This is a genomic window from Streptomyces muensis, from assembly GCF_021474425.1.
GTDB lineage: Bacteria > Actinomycetota > Actinomycetes > Streptomycetales > Streptomycetaceae > Streptomyces > Streptomyces muensis.
The window spans coordinates 109,331-125,011 of sequence record NZ_JAKEIP010000002.1; the positions used below are offsets into that span (position 1 = coordinate 109,331).

General features: G+C 70.8%; 4 protein-coding genes. All 4 read left to right on the top strand.

From position 1 onward, the window contains the following. Positions 1–100 precede the first annotated feature (100 nt). Genes L0P92_RS01055 through L0P92_RS01070 form a run of 4 tightly spaced genes read left to right on the top strand, consistent with a single transcriptional unit; the run spans position 101 to position 15,668 of the window. Entirely contained in the window at positions 101–1,159 is a 1,059-nt protein-coding gene (locus tag L0P92_RS01055; protein ID WP_234760449.1) for an iron-siderophore ABC transporter substrate-binding protein, read from the top strand. A 46-nt stretch (positions 1,160–1,205) separates the two neighbouring features. Next, the gene (locus L0P92_RS01060) at positions 1,206–2,993 is read left to right on the top strand and encodes an ABC transporter ATP-binding protein (RefSeq protein WP_234760450.1); all 1,788 of its coding nucleotides are present in this window, start codon (positions 1,206–1,208) and stop codon (positions 2,991–2,993) included. Positions 2,994–3,052: 59 nt separating this feature from the next. Beyond that, positions 3,053–13,981 (top strand): non-ribosomal peptide synthetase, encoded by a 10,929-nt coding sequence (locus L0P92_RS01065; protein WP_234760451.1) that lies wholly within the window; start codon positions 3,053–3,055, stop codon positions 13,979–13,981. Then, on the top strand, positions 13,968–15,668 hold the full coding sequence (locus tag L0P92_RS01070) for an ABC transporter transmembrane domain-containing protein (protein WP_234760452.1): 1,701 nt from the start codon (positions 13,968–13,970) through the stop codon (positions 15,666–15,668). Before L0P92_RS01065 ends, L0P92_RS01070 begins: the two co-directional genes overlap by 14 nt. Positions 15,669–15,681: the final 13 nt, after the last annotated feature.

A 15,681-nucleotide genomic window follows, 5' to 3' on the forward strand; every position in this document is an offset into this window, starting at 1 on the left:
ATAAAAGTTAGGCTAGGCTTGCCTTATCTCCATGCGGTACGGTTTGCCTGCCCTTTAGACGGGGGCGAAGTGGACAGCGCGAAAAGCAAGGGGATTGCGGATGCTCCTCCACAGAACGACGCGTAGGAAGCCATGGCGGCGGCTGGCGGCGATGCTCTCGGCCGCGACTCTCGGCGTCGGCCTCCTCGCGGGCTGCGGTTCCGAGTCCGACTCGGCCGACAAGGCGAGCGACAACACCTCGACCACCGCGGCCGGCGCCTTCCCGGTCAGCGTGGAGCACGCGTTCGGAACGACGAAGATCACCGAAGCCCCGAAGCGAGTCGTCACCGTCGGCTACACCGACGACCAGACCGTCCTGGCGTTCGGCATCAAGCCGGTCGGCATGACCGACCAGTACCCCAACCCCGCGGGCCAGAGCCCCGACATCAACACCCAGTGGCCCTGGGTCAAGGACAAGTGGGGCGACAGCAAGCCCGAGGTCATCATGAAGAACGGTGACAACGGCCCCAACTTCGAGAAGATCGCCGCTCTTCGCCCCGACCTGATCATCGCGGTCTACTCCGAGATCGACCAGGCCGGCTACGACAAGCTCTCCAAGATCGCTCCGACGGTCGGCCGTACCAAGGCCGAGAAGGAGCCGTTCAGCGCGCCCTGGCAGGACAACGCACTGCAGATCGCCAAGGCCCTCGGCAAGGCCGACGAGGGCGAGAAGATGGTGGCGGACATCCAGGGCAAGCTCGACGCGGCCAAGAAGGACCACCCCGAGTTCGCCGACCAGACCGCCGTCGCGCTGTCCTGGTACGAGGACTCGGTGGCGCCGTTCACCTCCACCGACGTGCGCGGACGACTGGTGTCGGGCATCGGCTTCAAGTACCAGAGCGAGATCGACAAGGTCGCGGACGGCAGCTTCTACACCAAGCTGTCCCCCGAACGCATCGACCTCGTCGACGTCGACCACATTTTCGTCATCAACGACAAGGCGGACACGGACGCGCTGAAGAAGTTCAAGCTGTTCGCCAACCTCGACGCCGTCAAGAAGGGCAACGTGTCCTATCTGCTGGACAGCGAGGGCCCGGCGGTCGGCGCGGCCATCTCCCAGGGCACCCTGCTGTCCATGCCGTACGCCGTCGACGAGCTCGTCAAGTCGGCGGCCGAGTAGAGATGCCGGTCACCACTTCCTGTCCCCGGCCCGCCCAGGTAGCGGCGTGAGTACGACCGACACACGGCTCGCCCCGGCAACCCTGCGCACGGCGACCGGACGCGAGGCAACCCGATGGGTCGCGGCGCACTGCCGCGAGGTGCCCTGGCTGACGGCGGCCACCGTGCTCACCACGGTGGCCGGGGCGGCGCTCCAGGTGCTCCCCGTGCTCCTGCTCGGCCGGGTCGTCGACGGGGTGGTCGAGGGCGAATCGCGCTCGATCCTCGTCACGATCGGGGTGTTGATGGGGGCCGCCGCGCTGCTCGGCGCGGCGGCCACCGCGGTGTCGACCTACCTGATCGGACGGCTGGGCGCGGATCTGCTCGCGTGGCTGCGGGAAGGCGCCGTCCGAGCGGTCCTCGGGATGCCGAGCGCACGGATCGAGGAGGTCGGCCGGGGAGACGTACTCTCCCGGGTCGGTGACGACGTCGCCGTCATCTCCAAGGGCATCCGTACGGCCATCCCCACGGTGTTCTCCGCGGGAGTACTGGTCGCCATCGCCACGTTCGGCATGTTCGGACTGGACTGGCGGCTCGGCCTCGCGGGCGCCGGCGCGCTGCCCGCGTACGCGCTGGCCCTGCGCTGGTACCTGCCCCGCTCCGCCCCGCTCTACCAGAAGCAGCGGGTGGCCCAGGCGGACCGCGCGCAGGCGCTGATCAGCGGCTTGAACGGCATCGACACGGTCCGGGCGTACCGCCTGGAGGACTCCTTCCGCGAGAAGGTCACCGACGAGTCGTGGCGGGTGCGCAATCTCGGCATCGAGGTGTTCCGGTTCTTCGGACGGTTCGTCGGCCGGGAGAACCGCGCCGAGTTCATCGGGCTGGTCCTGATCCTCCTGGTGGGATACGCCCTGCTGGAGGCCGACGCCGCCAGCCTCGGCGAGGTGTCGGCGGCGCCGCTGCTGTTCCACCGGCTGTTCACGCCGCTGGGGCTCATCATGTTCACCTTCGACGAGGCCCAGAAGTCGGGCGCGAGCCTGACCCGGCTGGTCGGCGTGTTGGGCGAGGCGGGGGAGGGCCGGCTGGTGGGCGACCCGGCCGTCGCACCGGTGGACGCCGAGCCGCTGCCGGTGACGGTGGAGGGACTGACGTTCCGTTACCCCGGCACCGAGGAGCCCGTCCTCAGGGACGTCAACCTGACGATCCCGGGCGGCGGTTCGCTCGCGCTGGTGGGGGCGACGGGTGCCGGCAAAACGACCCTGGCCGCGTTGATCGCGGGCATCGGGACCCCGCAGGCGGGGTCGGTGCGCATCGGCTCGACCGACCTCGCCGACCTGGACGAGGCCGGGGCGCGGGCCATGGTGAGCATCCTGACGCAGGAGACACACGTCTTCTCCGGTCCCCTCGCCGACGACCTGCGGCTGGCCGCCCCCGAAGCGACCGACGCCGAGCTGATGGACGCCTTGCGCACGGTCGGCGCCGGCGAGTGGGCCGAGATGCTGCCCGACGGACTGAAGACCCCGGTCGGCGAAGGCGGCGAGCGTCTGGACGTCACCAAGGTCGCGCAGCTCGCCCTGGCCAGGCTGGTGTTGAGCCGGTCGCCCGTGGTCGTGCTGGACGAATCGACGGCGGAAGCGGGCAGCGAGGGCGCCGCCGAACTGGAGCGGGCCGTGCTCGCCGCATGCTCGGGCCGGACCACCCTGTTCGTGGCACACCGGCTGACCCAGGCGATGGCGGCCGACCGGATCGCCGTACTGGACGCGGGCCGCGTCGTCGAGCAGGGGACACACGAGCAGCTGGTGGCTCTGGACGGCCGGTACGCGCGACTCTGGCAGGCATGGCGAGAGGGTAGTTAGGTAAGCCTAAGTCGAGTTGGGCTTGCTTTCGTTTCCTTGGAAAGGGTGCTGAGTCTTCGATGATGGAACCGAGCGCTCGTCTCGTACGGCTTTCTCCCACACGCCTGGCCGACGTGCGCCGGCGAACCGGCGACCACTCCGACAGGACCATCACCGAAGCATGCGCCATCGGGCTGTCGTACTGGGCGACAGGCGAGAGCCCCGACGGCATCGACCTCACCCCTGGCACCCTGTTCGTCGACGTCCTCGGCTGGGTCGACAACGGCGGTGTCGGACCCGGCAGTTGGGGCATCGGCGCGGATGACCGGAGCATCACCGTCCCCGAAGACGTGGCTGCGTCCGAAGCGCAGATCGCGCTGGACGACCTGGCCGACTTCCCGGACCGGCCCGTCGGCACCATCGGCCCGTCCGGAGTGGCGGCGAGGCTCGAAACCCTGGCCCGGTGGAACGACACCGGGGCCGACCGGGACCGCCCGACCATCGTGGAGATGTTCCGCGAGCAGGCGCGGACCCGGCCGGACGCCGTCGCCATCGTCGACGAGCGACGGGCACTGACCTACCGTCAGGCCGCCGAGCGCTCCAGCCAGTTGGCGCACCACCTGATCGAGCGCGGGCTGACCGCCGAGCAGGTCGTCGGGATCTCCCTGGGCCGCTCCGCCGAGATGGTGGTCGGACTGCTCGCCGTACTCCAGGCGGGATGCGCGTTCGTACCGCTCGATCCGCAGTGGCCCGCCGCGCGCCGGGCCGTCGTCATCGAGGACGCCGGTGTCGTGCTGCAGTTGAACGACTCGGGCGAGCACGACCCGGCCGAACCCGAGGCCGTGGCCGTCGACTTGGGCGACTGGCGGTTCGACTCCTACCCCACCGAGGGGACCGGGGTCACCGTCCTCGGCGACGCCCTGGCGTACGTGATCTTCACGTCCGGTTCGACCGGGCGGCCCAAGGGCGCGATGATCCGGCACGAGGCGATCAGCGAGCGCCTGCTGTGGCAGGTGAACGAGATCCTGGGCTTCGGCCACGACGACGCGTCCCTGTTCAAGGCGCCGCTGTCCTTCGACATCTCCATCAACGAGATATTCCTGCCGCTGGTGTCCGGCGCCCGACTGGTGGTGCTGCGCCCCGGCGGCGAACGCGACCCGCACCACCTGCTGAGCGTGATCGCCGAGCAGCGCGTCACCTTCACCTACCTGGTGTCGTCCATGCTGGACGTGCTGCTGGAGATCGCCGGCGACTCCGGGCGGCTGGACAGCCTGCGGCACGTCTGGTGCGGCGGCGAGGTGCTGACCCCCGAGCTGTACGAGCGGTTCCGCACCAAGCTCGACATCCCCATGTACCACGGCTACGGCCCGGCCGAGACCACGATCGGCGTCTCCCACGTCATCTACCGGGGCGCGGCGGAACGCCTGTCGACGTCGATCGGCAAGGCCAACCCCAACACCCAGCTGTACGTCCTGGACGACGAACTGCGCCCGGTTCCGGTGGGAGTGGGCGGTGAACTGTATGTGGGCGGCTTCCTCCTGGGGCGCGGGTACGTGGGCGCGCCCGGTCTGACCGCGTCCCGGTTCGTCGCCAACCCTTTCGCGAACGACGGATCCCGGCTCTACCGCACCGGTGACCTCGCGCGCTTCGCCCCGGACGGCTCACTGGACTTCCTCGGCCGGGCCGACAACCAGATCAAGATCCGCGGAATGCGGCTGGAGATCGAGGACGTCGAGGTCGGACTCGCCGAGCACTCCGGCGTACGGCACACCTGCGTCGTCGCGAAGAAGAACACGGCGGGCGGCACCTACCTGGTGGGCTACGTCATCCCGGCCACCGGCAGCGAGGACCTGCGGGCGGACGAGGTCAAGGCGTGGGCCACCGAGCACATGGTCGAGTACATGGTGCCCGCCCACATCGTCGTGATGACGGAGTTCCCGCTCACCGCGAACGGCAAGCTCGACCGCAACGCGTTGCCGGAGCCCACGATCACGACGGGCTCGCTCGTGCGGCCGACCACGGACAACGAGCGCGCGGTGTGCGCGGCCGTCGCGGCGCTGCTGCGGCTCGACGAGGTCGGCGTCGACCAGGACTTCTTCCAGCTCGGCGGCGACAGCATCCTGGCGATCTCGCTGCTGAGCGCACTGCGCGACGCCGGTCTCCACGTCACGGCACGGCAGATCTTCACCCACAGCACCGTGGGGGCACTGGCGGCGGTGGCGAGCCGCGAGGACGTCTCCGTCGTGGACCACCGCGATGTAGCGACCGGTTCGGTCGTGGGATCACCCATCGTGCAGTGGCTCGGCGAGACGACGGACGCGATCGACGGCTTCGTCCAGTCGGTCGTGCTCAACACCCCGGCGGACCTGACCGCGGACGCCCTCGACAACATCCTCACCGCGGTGGTGAGGCGGCACGACATGCTGCGTGCGCGGTTGATACGCGGCGACCGCTGGAGCTTCGACATCCCGGAGGCGGGCCAGGCCACCGCCCTGAGCTGGCAGGAGAGCGACGACCCGCTCGACGAGTGCGTCGCGCTCGCCACCGATGGACTGGACCCGGCCGGCGGCGTGATGCTGCGGGCCGTCTGGCGTCGCACGGCACGGCAGCTGGTCCTGGTCGCCCACCACGTGGTGATCGACGGCGTGTCCTGGCGGGTCCTGATGGAGGACCTGGCCACCGCCTGGCGGCAGTTCACCTCGGGCACGCCGATCGAGCTGCCCCCGGTCGGCACGTCGTTCCGGCGCTGGACACAGCTCCTGGAGCGCGCCGCGTTCGACGCCGACAGTTCCTACTACTGGCGTCCCCTGCCGGGAGAAGACCAGCCGGTGGGCAGGCGCGCGCTGTCCGCGGCGGACACCGTGGCGGGGGAGCGGCTGCGGACCGTCACGGTCGGCCCCGAGGTCACGGCCGCGCTGCTGGGCGAGACCCCCGCGAAGTTCCACGCGGGCGTCAACGACGTACTGCTGACCGCGCTCGCCGTCACCCTCGCCCGATGGCGCCGCGATCTCGGACAGGACCAGACGTTCGCGCACATCGAACTCGAGGGTCACGGCCGCGAAGGGCAGTTCGTGGCGGGCTCGGCCGGCTTCGAGCCGGAACTGTCGCGGACCGTGGGATGGTTCACCACCCTCTTCCCGGTGGTCGTCGACCCCGGCACGACGGCCGACTTCACCGCACCCGAGTACCTGGCCGCCGCACTCAAGGCGGTCAAGGAGGACCTGGCCCGGGTGCCGGACAACGGCGTCTCCTATGGCGCGCTGCGCTACCTGACCCACACCGACTTCGACGCCCCCGCACCGCAGGTGCTGTTCAACTACCTTGGCCGCTTCGACGCGGGCGCGTCCGGCGACTGGCAACTCGCCCGCACCACAGGACAGTTGGGCGAGAAGCGCGATCCGCGGATGCGCCTGCCACGCCCACTGGAGTTCAACGCGATAGCCGAACCCGCCTCGACCGACGGCGATTACGAGCTGGTCACCACCATCTCCTGGCCCGACGGGATGTTCACCGACGACGACATCACGAGCCTCGCCGAGTACTTCCGGACGGCCCTGGCCGCACTGGCCGCTCTCGACCAGGGCGGCCACTCGCCCAGTGACTTCGGCCTGGTGCGGCTCACGCAGGCCGACGTAGACGCCCTGGACGGCCCGCAGCTTCGGGACATCCTGCCGCTCACCCCGCTGCAGGAGGGCCTGTACTTCCACTCGGTCTTCGACGACGACTCGGCCGGCGCCTACGTCGAACAGCAACTGCTGTCGCTGGACGGCGAGGTGGACGCCGACCGGCTCGCGGCGGCGGCCACCCGGCTGCTCACCCTGTTCCCCAACCTGGCCGCGCGGTTCGTGGCCCTCGCCGACGGCCGTGTGGTCTCGGTACTGGAGAGCGGGGTGCGGGCGCCGTTCGCCGTGCTGGACCGCCCTGATGCCACCGACGCCGACATACGCGAGTACGCCGAGCACGACCGTCGCGCCGGGTTCGACCTGGCCACCGGCCCGCTCATGCGGTACACGCTCATCCGCGCGGGCTCGGGCCGCAACGTCCTGGTGCAGACCGTGCACCACATCATCGCCGACGGCTGGTCGGTACCACCGATGCTCCGGGCGCTGCTGGCCGAGTACCACGCGCCGGGAACCGTGTACCCGCTCGGCGGCTTCGCCGACTACGTATGCTGGCTCGCCGGGCGCGACGACGACGAGAGCGACCGGGTCTGGCGCGAGCAACTCGCCGAACTGCCCGGCCCCTCCCTGGTCGCCGAAGGCCACACCCCGTCCGACCGGTTCGCCGACACCGCCATGGAGCCGGGCGACGACATCGACGCCGCCGCGCGGGCGGCCGGGGTGCCGCTGAGCGTGGCCGTGCACAGCGCCTGGGCCGTGACGCTGGGCGGCATCCTGCACGGCACGGACGTGGTGTTCGGCTCCACGGTGTCCGGGCGCGACGCGGAGGTGCCCGGCATCGAGGACATGGTGGGTCTGTTCATCAACACGATCCCCGTGCACACCCGTTGGACCGGTGCGACAACGGCGGGCGACCTGCTCGCATCGGTGCGCGAACACCAGAGCGCGGTGCTGCCGCATCAGCATGTCTCGCTGGCGAGGATCGGCCGACAGGTCGGCGCAGGCTCCCTGTTCGACACCCTGGTGGTCTTCGACGTCACGACCGATGTGAACGGTCTGCGGCGGCCCGGCGACACACTGGTCATCACCGACATCGTGAACGAGGGCGCCCCTCACTACCCGTTGACGCTGGTGGTGGAGCGTGCACTCGACGGCCGTCCGCGCTTCAACCTGATCTACGACGGCGAGCTGCTGCGGGAGGCGAGTGCCCGGGCGATCCTGCGCACGTTCACCTCGACCCTCACCGGCCTGCTCACCCGACCGGACGCCCTGGTCGACGACCTGGCGTCCGAGAGCGACCGGCGTCCCGCGCGGATCACTCCGACGACCCTGGGCGGACTGTTCGACGCCGCCGCGCACCGCGATCCGGCCGCCACCGCCGTCACTCAGTGCGCGCTCGACGGCAGTACCCGGTCACTGACGTACGGCGAACTGGCGGACGCGAAGGACCAGTTGGCCTCGGCCCTGCGCGCGGCCGGGGTCGGTCCGGGCCAGCGCGTCGCGGTCGCCGTCCCGCGCTCCCTGGAGCAGGTCGTCGCCCTGGTCGGGATCGTCAGCGCGGGCGGGGCGTACGTGCCGCTGGACCTGGCGTACCCGGACGAACGGCTGGAGTACATCCTCGCCGACGCCGCTCCGCAGGTCGTGCTGGTCGACCGTGAGCAACGGGACCGCTTCACGCGACTGCTGGCCAAGGCGGGCATACCGGCCCGCGTGCTCGTACAGGGCGACGAGCTGCCGGTGGGGGAGAGCACCGCGCCCGAGGTCAGTTGGCACGACCCCGCGTACGTGATCTACACCTCCGGCTCGACCGGCCGACCCAAGGGCGTCGTCGTCCCGCACTCCAGCGTCGTGACCCTGCTCGCGAACACCCAGCCCGAGATGGACTTCGGCCCGCACGACGTCTGGGTCCAGTTCCACTCCTTCTCCTTCGACTTCGCGGTCTGGGAGCTGTGGGGCGCGCTGGCGTACGGCGGTGAGCTCCTGGTTCCCGACTACGGGCTGACGCGCTCCCCGGTCGACTTCCACCGGCTGGTCCGCGAGCGCGGGGTGACCGTGCTCAACCAGACCCCGTCGGCGTTCTACCAGTTCATCGAGGCCGACCGGCATGCCGTGGACCCGCTGCCCGCGCTGCGCCGGATCATCTTCGGCGGCGAGGCACTGGATCTCGGGCGGCTGCGTGGCTGGATCGAGCGGCACGGTGCCGCCTCGCCCGAGCTGGTCAACATGTACGGCATCACCGAGACCACCGTCCACGTCACCCACCGCGTGCTGACCGACGAGGACTTCGAGGAGCTCGGCGACGACATCAGCCCGATCGGCGGTCCGATCCCCGGCCTGACCACCTACCTGCTCGACGACCGGCTCCAGCCGGTGCCGCCGGGCCGGGTCGGCGCCATCTACGTCGCCGGCGACCAGGTGTCGCTCGGCTACCTGGGCAGGCCCGGGCTCACCGCGGGACGGTTCGTGGCGAACCCGTTCGCGGGCGACGGCTCCCGCATGTACCACACGGGCGACCTCGCCCGCCGCACGCTCGACGGGGAGCTGGAGTTCGCCGGTCGCGCCGACGGCCAGGTCCAACTCAAGGGCTTTCGGATCGAGTTGGGCGAAGTGGAGTCCGCGATCAGGGAACTCGACGGTGTGGTCGACGCGGCAGTCACCGTGGCGGACAGCGGCGATCATCTGGTCGCGCATGTCGTGGGCCGAGTACCCGGCGACTTCGCCGCACTGCTCTCCGAGAAGCTGCCCGTGCACATGGTCCCGGGCCGAGTGCTGCCGGTCCACGCCCTGCCGCTGACGGTCAACGGCAAACTGGACCGCAAGGCCCTTGTCGAGCGGGCCGCGCAGGACGACACCCCTGCGGTCGGCTCCTCCGGCGCCGCCGACTCCGCCACGGACTCCGCTCTCGCCGTCCTGATCGGCATCTTCGCCGAGACACTGCCCGGCTCCGACGTGGACGCCGACACCGACTTCTTCAGGGCGGGCGGCGACAGCATCGTTGCCATCACCGTGGTCAACCGGGCCAGGGCGATCGGTCTGCAGATCGCGCCTCGGGACGTGTTCCTGCTCCGGACCCCGCGTGCGCTCGCCGAACACCTGGGGGCGAACACACCGCAGGTCGCGCCAGCGCACGCACCGGCCCGTTGCGAAGACGGCCCGCTGACGCCGACGCCGATCATCCTGCGCCAACGCGAACTGGGCGGATCTCTCGTCAGGTTCGCCCAGGCCAGAACGCTGGTGGCCCCCGACGGCACCGGGTTCGCCGACGCCGAGCGCGCCGCGAACGCCGTCGTCGCCGCGCACCCGGCCCTCCGGATGCGGCTGCGCGTCGAACACGGGGTGTGGACCCTGCGCACCGAACCCGCCCGCGAGGTCACCGTCGTACGAACGGACACGACCGACGCTACGGCGGCGGCGAACGAGGCCGCCGACCGGCTCGACCCCGAGACCGGGGACGTCATCGCGTTCTCGTGGCTTGAGGCGAGCCGGACCCTGGTGGTCACCGTGCATCACCTCGCCGTGGACTCGGTGTCCTGGCTGATCCTGCTGGACAACCTGACCACAGCCTTGCGGGACGAGCCCTTGGCACCGCCGACCACGTCCTACGCCGAGTACGCCGAAGCACTGACGCTCCGGTCCGCCCAGGCGATCGACGACCTCGGACACTGGCTCACCACGCTCCAAGCCCCCGCGCTGCTGCCGGCGGTCGACAGGCTGCGCGAGACCATGGTCGTACTCCCGCCCGAGGTGACCGACCAGGTGACGCGCACCGCGCCCGCCGCACTCGGCGTCGGCCTCACCGAGCTGCTGTGCGGCGCCCTGCGCACCGCGCTGACCCGCATCCAGCCGTCACCCACCGATCTCGCGATCGAGCTGGAGCGCCACGGCCGGGTCCCGGCCCTCGAACACCACGACTACACCCGTACGGTCGGCTGGTTCACCTCCATCGCACCCGTACGACTCACCGCGCACACCGACCCCGTTGCGGCGGCGCGTGAGATCGCCGAACGCCAGCCGGACGAGCGCGCCCACGTCGCCTACGGCCGACTCCGGTACCTCAACCCGCAGACGGCCCCGCTGCTGAACGGCCGCCCGCAGGTGCTGTTCAACTACCTCGGCCGGGGCAGCGAGTCCCAGGCGCTGCACATCACGGGCGGCGATCAGGGCAGTCCGTACGCCGTCGAGGTCAACGCGTGGCTCGACGAGGCCACCGGAAGCCTGCACGCGGGCTTCATCCTCGCCGAGGGCATCCCCGACGAGATCACCGAGCACTGGCGGAGCGCGCTGGAGCGCATTGCGGACGCCTCCGCGACGGCCGAGCGCACGGCACCGGTCACCCCGCTCCAGCGGGGCCTGTTCTTCCAGGCCCAGATGGCGGGCTCGGCCGGACACTACGTCGCGCAGAGCTGGTTCACCTTCGACCGGCGCCTGGACACCGACGCGCTGGCCGAGGCGATGGCGTACGTGATCGCACGGCACCCGGTCGTGGGCGCCGGCTTCACCACCGACGACGACGGCAACCCGGTCCAGGTCCTCGCGGCGGGCCGCCGCGTCGATGTCCGTACGATCGCCCTGTCCACGGACGAGGAAGTCGAAGCCCTGCGCGTCCGTGACCGCGACACCGGCTTCGATCCCGGTGAGCCGCCACTGATCCGCATGACCGTGGTGCGCATGCCCGACGGCCGTGACGGCCTGCTGCTCAGCTACCACCTGCTGCTGTGGGACGGCTGGTCCCGAGAGATCGTGCTTCGGGACCTGTTCGATGCCTATCAGGCCGTTCTGGCAGGCGAGTTGCCGGCTCCCACCCCGGCCACGCCGAGCTTCGAGGACCACGCGCGGGCACTCGACGCCAAGGACGTCGCCGTATCCGAGCGCTTCTGGGCGGAGCAACTCGCAGGGCTCCCGGGCCCGACACTACTGGCGGGCCCGACACCGGCCCTCTCGGACGACCTGCCGCGCGCCCTCGTGCACACGCTGTCCGCCGAGCAGTCGGACCTGCTGCGGGAAGCGGCCAGGGCTCACGGCGTCACGCTGAACTCGGTGCTGACCGGCGGGTTCGGACTTCTGCTGGGCGCCCACACGGGCCGTAGCGACGCCGTGTTCGGCGTGACCGTCTCCGGCCGGGAGGGCGAGGGGCTGGACGGCATCGTCGGCGTGCTGCTCAACACCGTGCCCATGTGGACGCGGGCCCGGCCCGACGACACGGTCCGCGAGTACCTGTCGGCCGTGCAGGCGGCCAGGGTCGAGGCGATGGAGCACGAGCACCTCGGGCTCGGCGAGATCCAGCGTGCCAGTGGCCACGACACCCTCTTCGACAACCTGTTCGTGCTCCAGAACTTCCTGGACATGGACGCGTTCGCCGAGATGAACGCACGGCACGGCATCACCTCCGTGAAGGCCGACGACTCCACCCACTATCCCTTCACCTGGGTCGTCACGCCCGGCGACCGGCTCACCGTCAAACTGGAGTACCGCGACGAGGACACCGCGAACGCCCGTCGCCTCCTCGACGACTACCTGCGGGTTCTCGACGACCTGGCCCGGGCGACCGGACCGGTGGGCGCGTTGCGGGGGCTGGGGCCGGAGCCCTCGCGGGGCGAGCGTACGGACGTCGGCACGGACACCGTCGTCGACCGGTTCGACCAGGCGGCCGACCGGGACCCGGAGCGGGTGGCGCTGGTCGCCCACGGCTCGACCATGACCTTCGCCGAACTCCGGGATCGCAGCCGCGCGGTGGCGGGTGTGCTCGCCGGGCGCGGTATCGGCCCCGAGACGAACGTGGGTCTCGCGATCCCGCGCTCCCTCGACTCGATCGTGGCGCTGTTCGCCGTGCTGCGGGTCGGTGCCGCGTATGTGCCGCTGGAGCTGGACCACCCGGACGAGCGGATCGCCGCGATCGTGGCGGACGCCCGCCCGGACGTGATCCTCACCGTGAGCGCCGTGTCACCCCGGCTGACCGCGCTGCCCGGCGACCTGATCGAGCTGGACCGCCCCCTGCCGGAGGCCGAGCCGTTCGTGACGTTCGCGCCGGACGACCCGAACCGCCTGCGACACCCCGCGTACACGATCTACACCTCTGGATCCACCGGGAAGCCCAAGGGCGTGGTGACCGAGTACGCCGGGCTCACCAACATGCTGATCAACCATCAGCGCCGCATCTTCGAGCCGGTGCTGGCCGACCACGGCCACCGGGTCTTCCGGATCGCGCACACCGTGTCGTTCGCGTTCGACATGTCCTGGGAGGAGCTGCTGTGGCTCGCCGACGGGCATGAAGTGCACATCTGCGACGAGGAGTTGCGCCGTGACGCGCCCCGCCTGGTCGAGTACTGCCTGGAACACGGCATCGACGTCATCAACGTGACCCCGACCTACGCCCAGCAGCTGGTGGCCGAGGGCCTCCTCGACAACCCGGACCGGCGACCGCCGCTGGTCCTGCTCGGCGGCGAGGCCGTCACCCCGACGCTGTGGCAGCGGCTCGCCGAGACCGAGGGGACGGTCGGCTACAACCTGTACGGACCCACCGAGTACACCATCAACACCCTCGGCGTCGGCACCTTCGAATGCCAGGACCCGGTGGTGGGCGTCGCCATCGACAACACGGACGTGTACGTGCTGGACCCGTGGCTGCGTCCGCTGCCGGACGGGGTTCCCGGCGAGCTGTACGTGTCGGGCGTCGGCATCGCGCGCGGCTATCTCGGGCAGCCCGCCCAGACCGCGCACCGCTTCGTGGCGTGCCCCTTCGGGGAACCCGGCGAGCGCATGTACCGCACCGGGGACCTGGTGGTCCGGCGGCCCGACGGGAACCTGATGTACCTGGGCCGCACCGACCAGCAGGTCAAGATCCGCGGCCACCGCGTCGAACTCGGCGAGGTGGAGGCCGTGTTCGCGGCGCATCCGGCGGTGCGGTTCGTCGCCGCGGTCGCCCAGCCCGACCCGCAGGTCGACGGTGCGTACCGACTGGCCGCCTACCTCGTGCTGGAGGGCGCCGACCTGGCGGTGGTCGCCGGCGAAGTGGGCGCCGGGCTGCCGGACTTCCTGCGCCCGACGCACTATGCCCAGGTCGACAGCATCCCGCTGACGGTGAACGGGAAGGCTGACACGAAGGCGCTGCCGGAGGCCAAGCCGCTGGGCGCGCTGACCACGGCGGCGGAACGCGGCCCGCAGACCGAGACCGAGACCGTGGTGTGCGAGTTCTTCGCCGAGGCACTGGACCTGGACGACGACGAGGTGAGCGCGGTGAGCGACTTCGTGTCCCTCGGGGGACACTCCATGCTGGCGGTACGTCTGATCGGGCTGCTCCGCCGCGAGTACGGCCCTGTGATCACCATCCGAGACCTGTTCACCCTGCGCACCCCGGAAGCGATTGCCCGCCACCTCGATGACAACTCCTGACACGCAGCGGCCCCGCTCGGGGTCCGACATCCTCCGCACCGCACTGCGCCGCAACATCGGCGCCATGGCCGGCGGCACGGCCCTCATGGGCCTGTACCAGGCGGGGGAGACCGCCTTCCCCATCGCGCTCGGCCTGATCGTCGAGCACACCATGCGGGACCGCAGTCCCGGCGCGCTCGGCCTGTCGATCGCCGCGCTGGCGGTGATCATCACGACCGTGTCCCTGTCGTGGCGATTCGGGATGCGCGTCCTGCAGAAGGCCAACACGACCGAGGCGCACCGCTGGCGAGTGAGGGTCGCGGCTTGCGGACTCCAGCCGGTGGCGAGGGACATGGACCTCAAGTCCGGCGAGGTGCTGACCATCGCCACCGAGGACGCCGACCAGACCGCCGACATCATCGAGGTGGTGCCGCTGCTGATCAGCTCGCTGGTCGCGGTGGTGGTCGCCGCCGTCGCGCTGGGCCTGGCCGACATCCGGCTCGGCCTGCTGGTGATCTTGGGCACCGTCGCGATCATGTCGATCCTGAGCGTGCTGTCCAAGCGGATCGGCGCCAGCACCCAGGAGCAGCAGGCCCGCGTGGCGCGGGCGGGCGCGAAGGTCGCCGACCTGATCACCGGACTGCGCCCGCTGCACGGCTTCGGCGGCAACCACGCGGCGTTCCAGTCCTATCGGAAGGTCAGCACGGAGGCGAAGCTCCAGGCGATCACCGTCGCCAAGGTGAACGGCGCCTACGCGGGCGCCGCGCTGGCCCTCAACGCGGTCCTCGCGGGCGCGGTGACGCTGACGGCCGGCTGGCTGGCGTTCGAGGGCCGGATCAACATCGGGGAACTCGTCATGGCCGTGGGGCTGGCGCAGTTCATCATGGAGCCGCTGAAGCTGTTCTCGGAGATGCCCAAGTACGTGATGATCGCGCGCGCTTCGGCCGAGAGGATGGCACTCGTGCTCACCGCGCCACCGGTGACGACCCCGGGCACGGGGCGCCCGGCGGCAGGCGGGGACCTCGAGGTCGACTGCGTCCGGTACGGGACCCTGCGCAAGCTGAAGTTCCAGGTGTCGGCCAGCGAGTTCGTGGCGATCACCGCCTACCAGCCCCGCGCGGCGGCCGACCTCGCCTCCGTCCTGGCGGCGACCGTACCGCCCCACGCGTACGAGGGAGTCGTGCGCGTCAGCGGGCAGGAGGTCGCGGACCTGTCGGTCGAGGCGCTCCGCGCGCACCTGCTGGTCAACCCGTACGACGGGGAGATCTTCGCGGGCACCCTCCGCACGAACATCGACCCGTCGGGCACCAGCCGGACGGTCCCCGAAGCCGTCGAGGCGTCCATGCTGACCGATGTCGTCGCCCTCCACCGCGAAGGACTCGACTACGGCGTCCGCGACCGCGGCGCGAACCTCTCCGGGGGACAGCGCCAACGACTGTCCCTGGCCCGCGCCCTGGCTGCCGACACCGACGTCCTTGTCCTGCACGACCCGACGACAGCCGTCGACGCGGTCACCGAACAGCTCATCGCGCGCAACGTCGCGAAGCTGCGCCGCGGCCGCACCACCCTCGTGCTCACCAGCAGCCCGGCCCTCCTGGACGCCGCCGACCGGGTCCTGGTCCTGGACGAGGGCGTCATCACAGCGGAGGACACCCACCGGAACCTGCTGGCCACGGACGAGGCGTACTGCACGGCGGTGGCCCGGTGAAGCGCCCCGAAGG

Bases quoted from the DNA above. Each gene is read 5' to 3' on its own strand.
- L0P92_RS01055 (WP_234760449.1), top strand. From the start codon at position 101: ATGCTCCTCCACAGAACGACGCGTAGGAAGCCATGGCGGCGGCTGGCG.
- L0P92_RS01065 (WP_234760451.1), top strand. From the start codon at position 3,053: ATGATGGAACCGAGCGCTCGTCTCGTACGGCTTTCTCCCACACGCCTG.
- L0P92_RS01070 (WP_234760452.1), top strand. From the start codon at position 13,968: ATGACAACTCCTGACACGCAGCGGCCCCGCTCGGGGTCCGACATCCTC.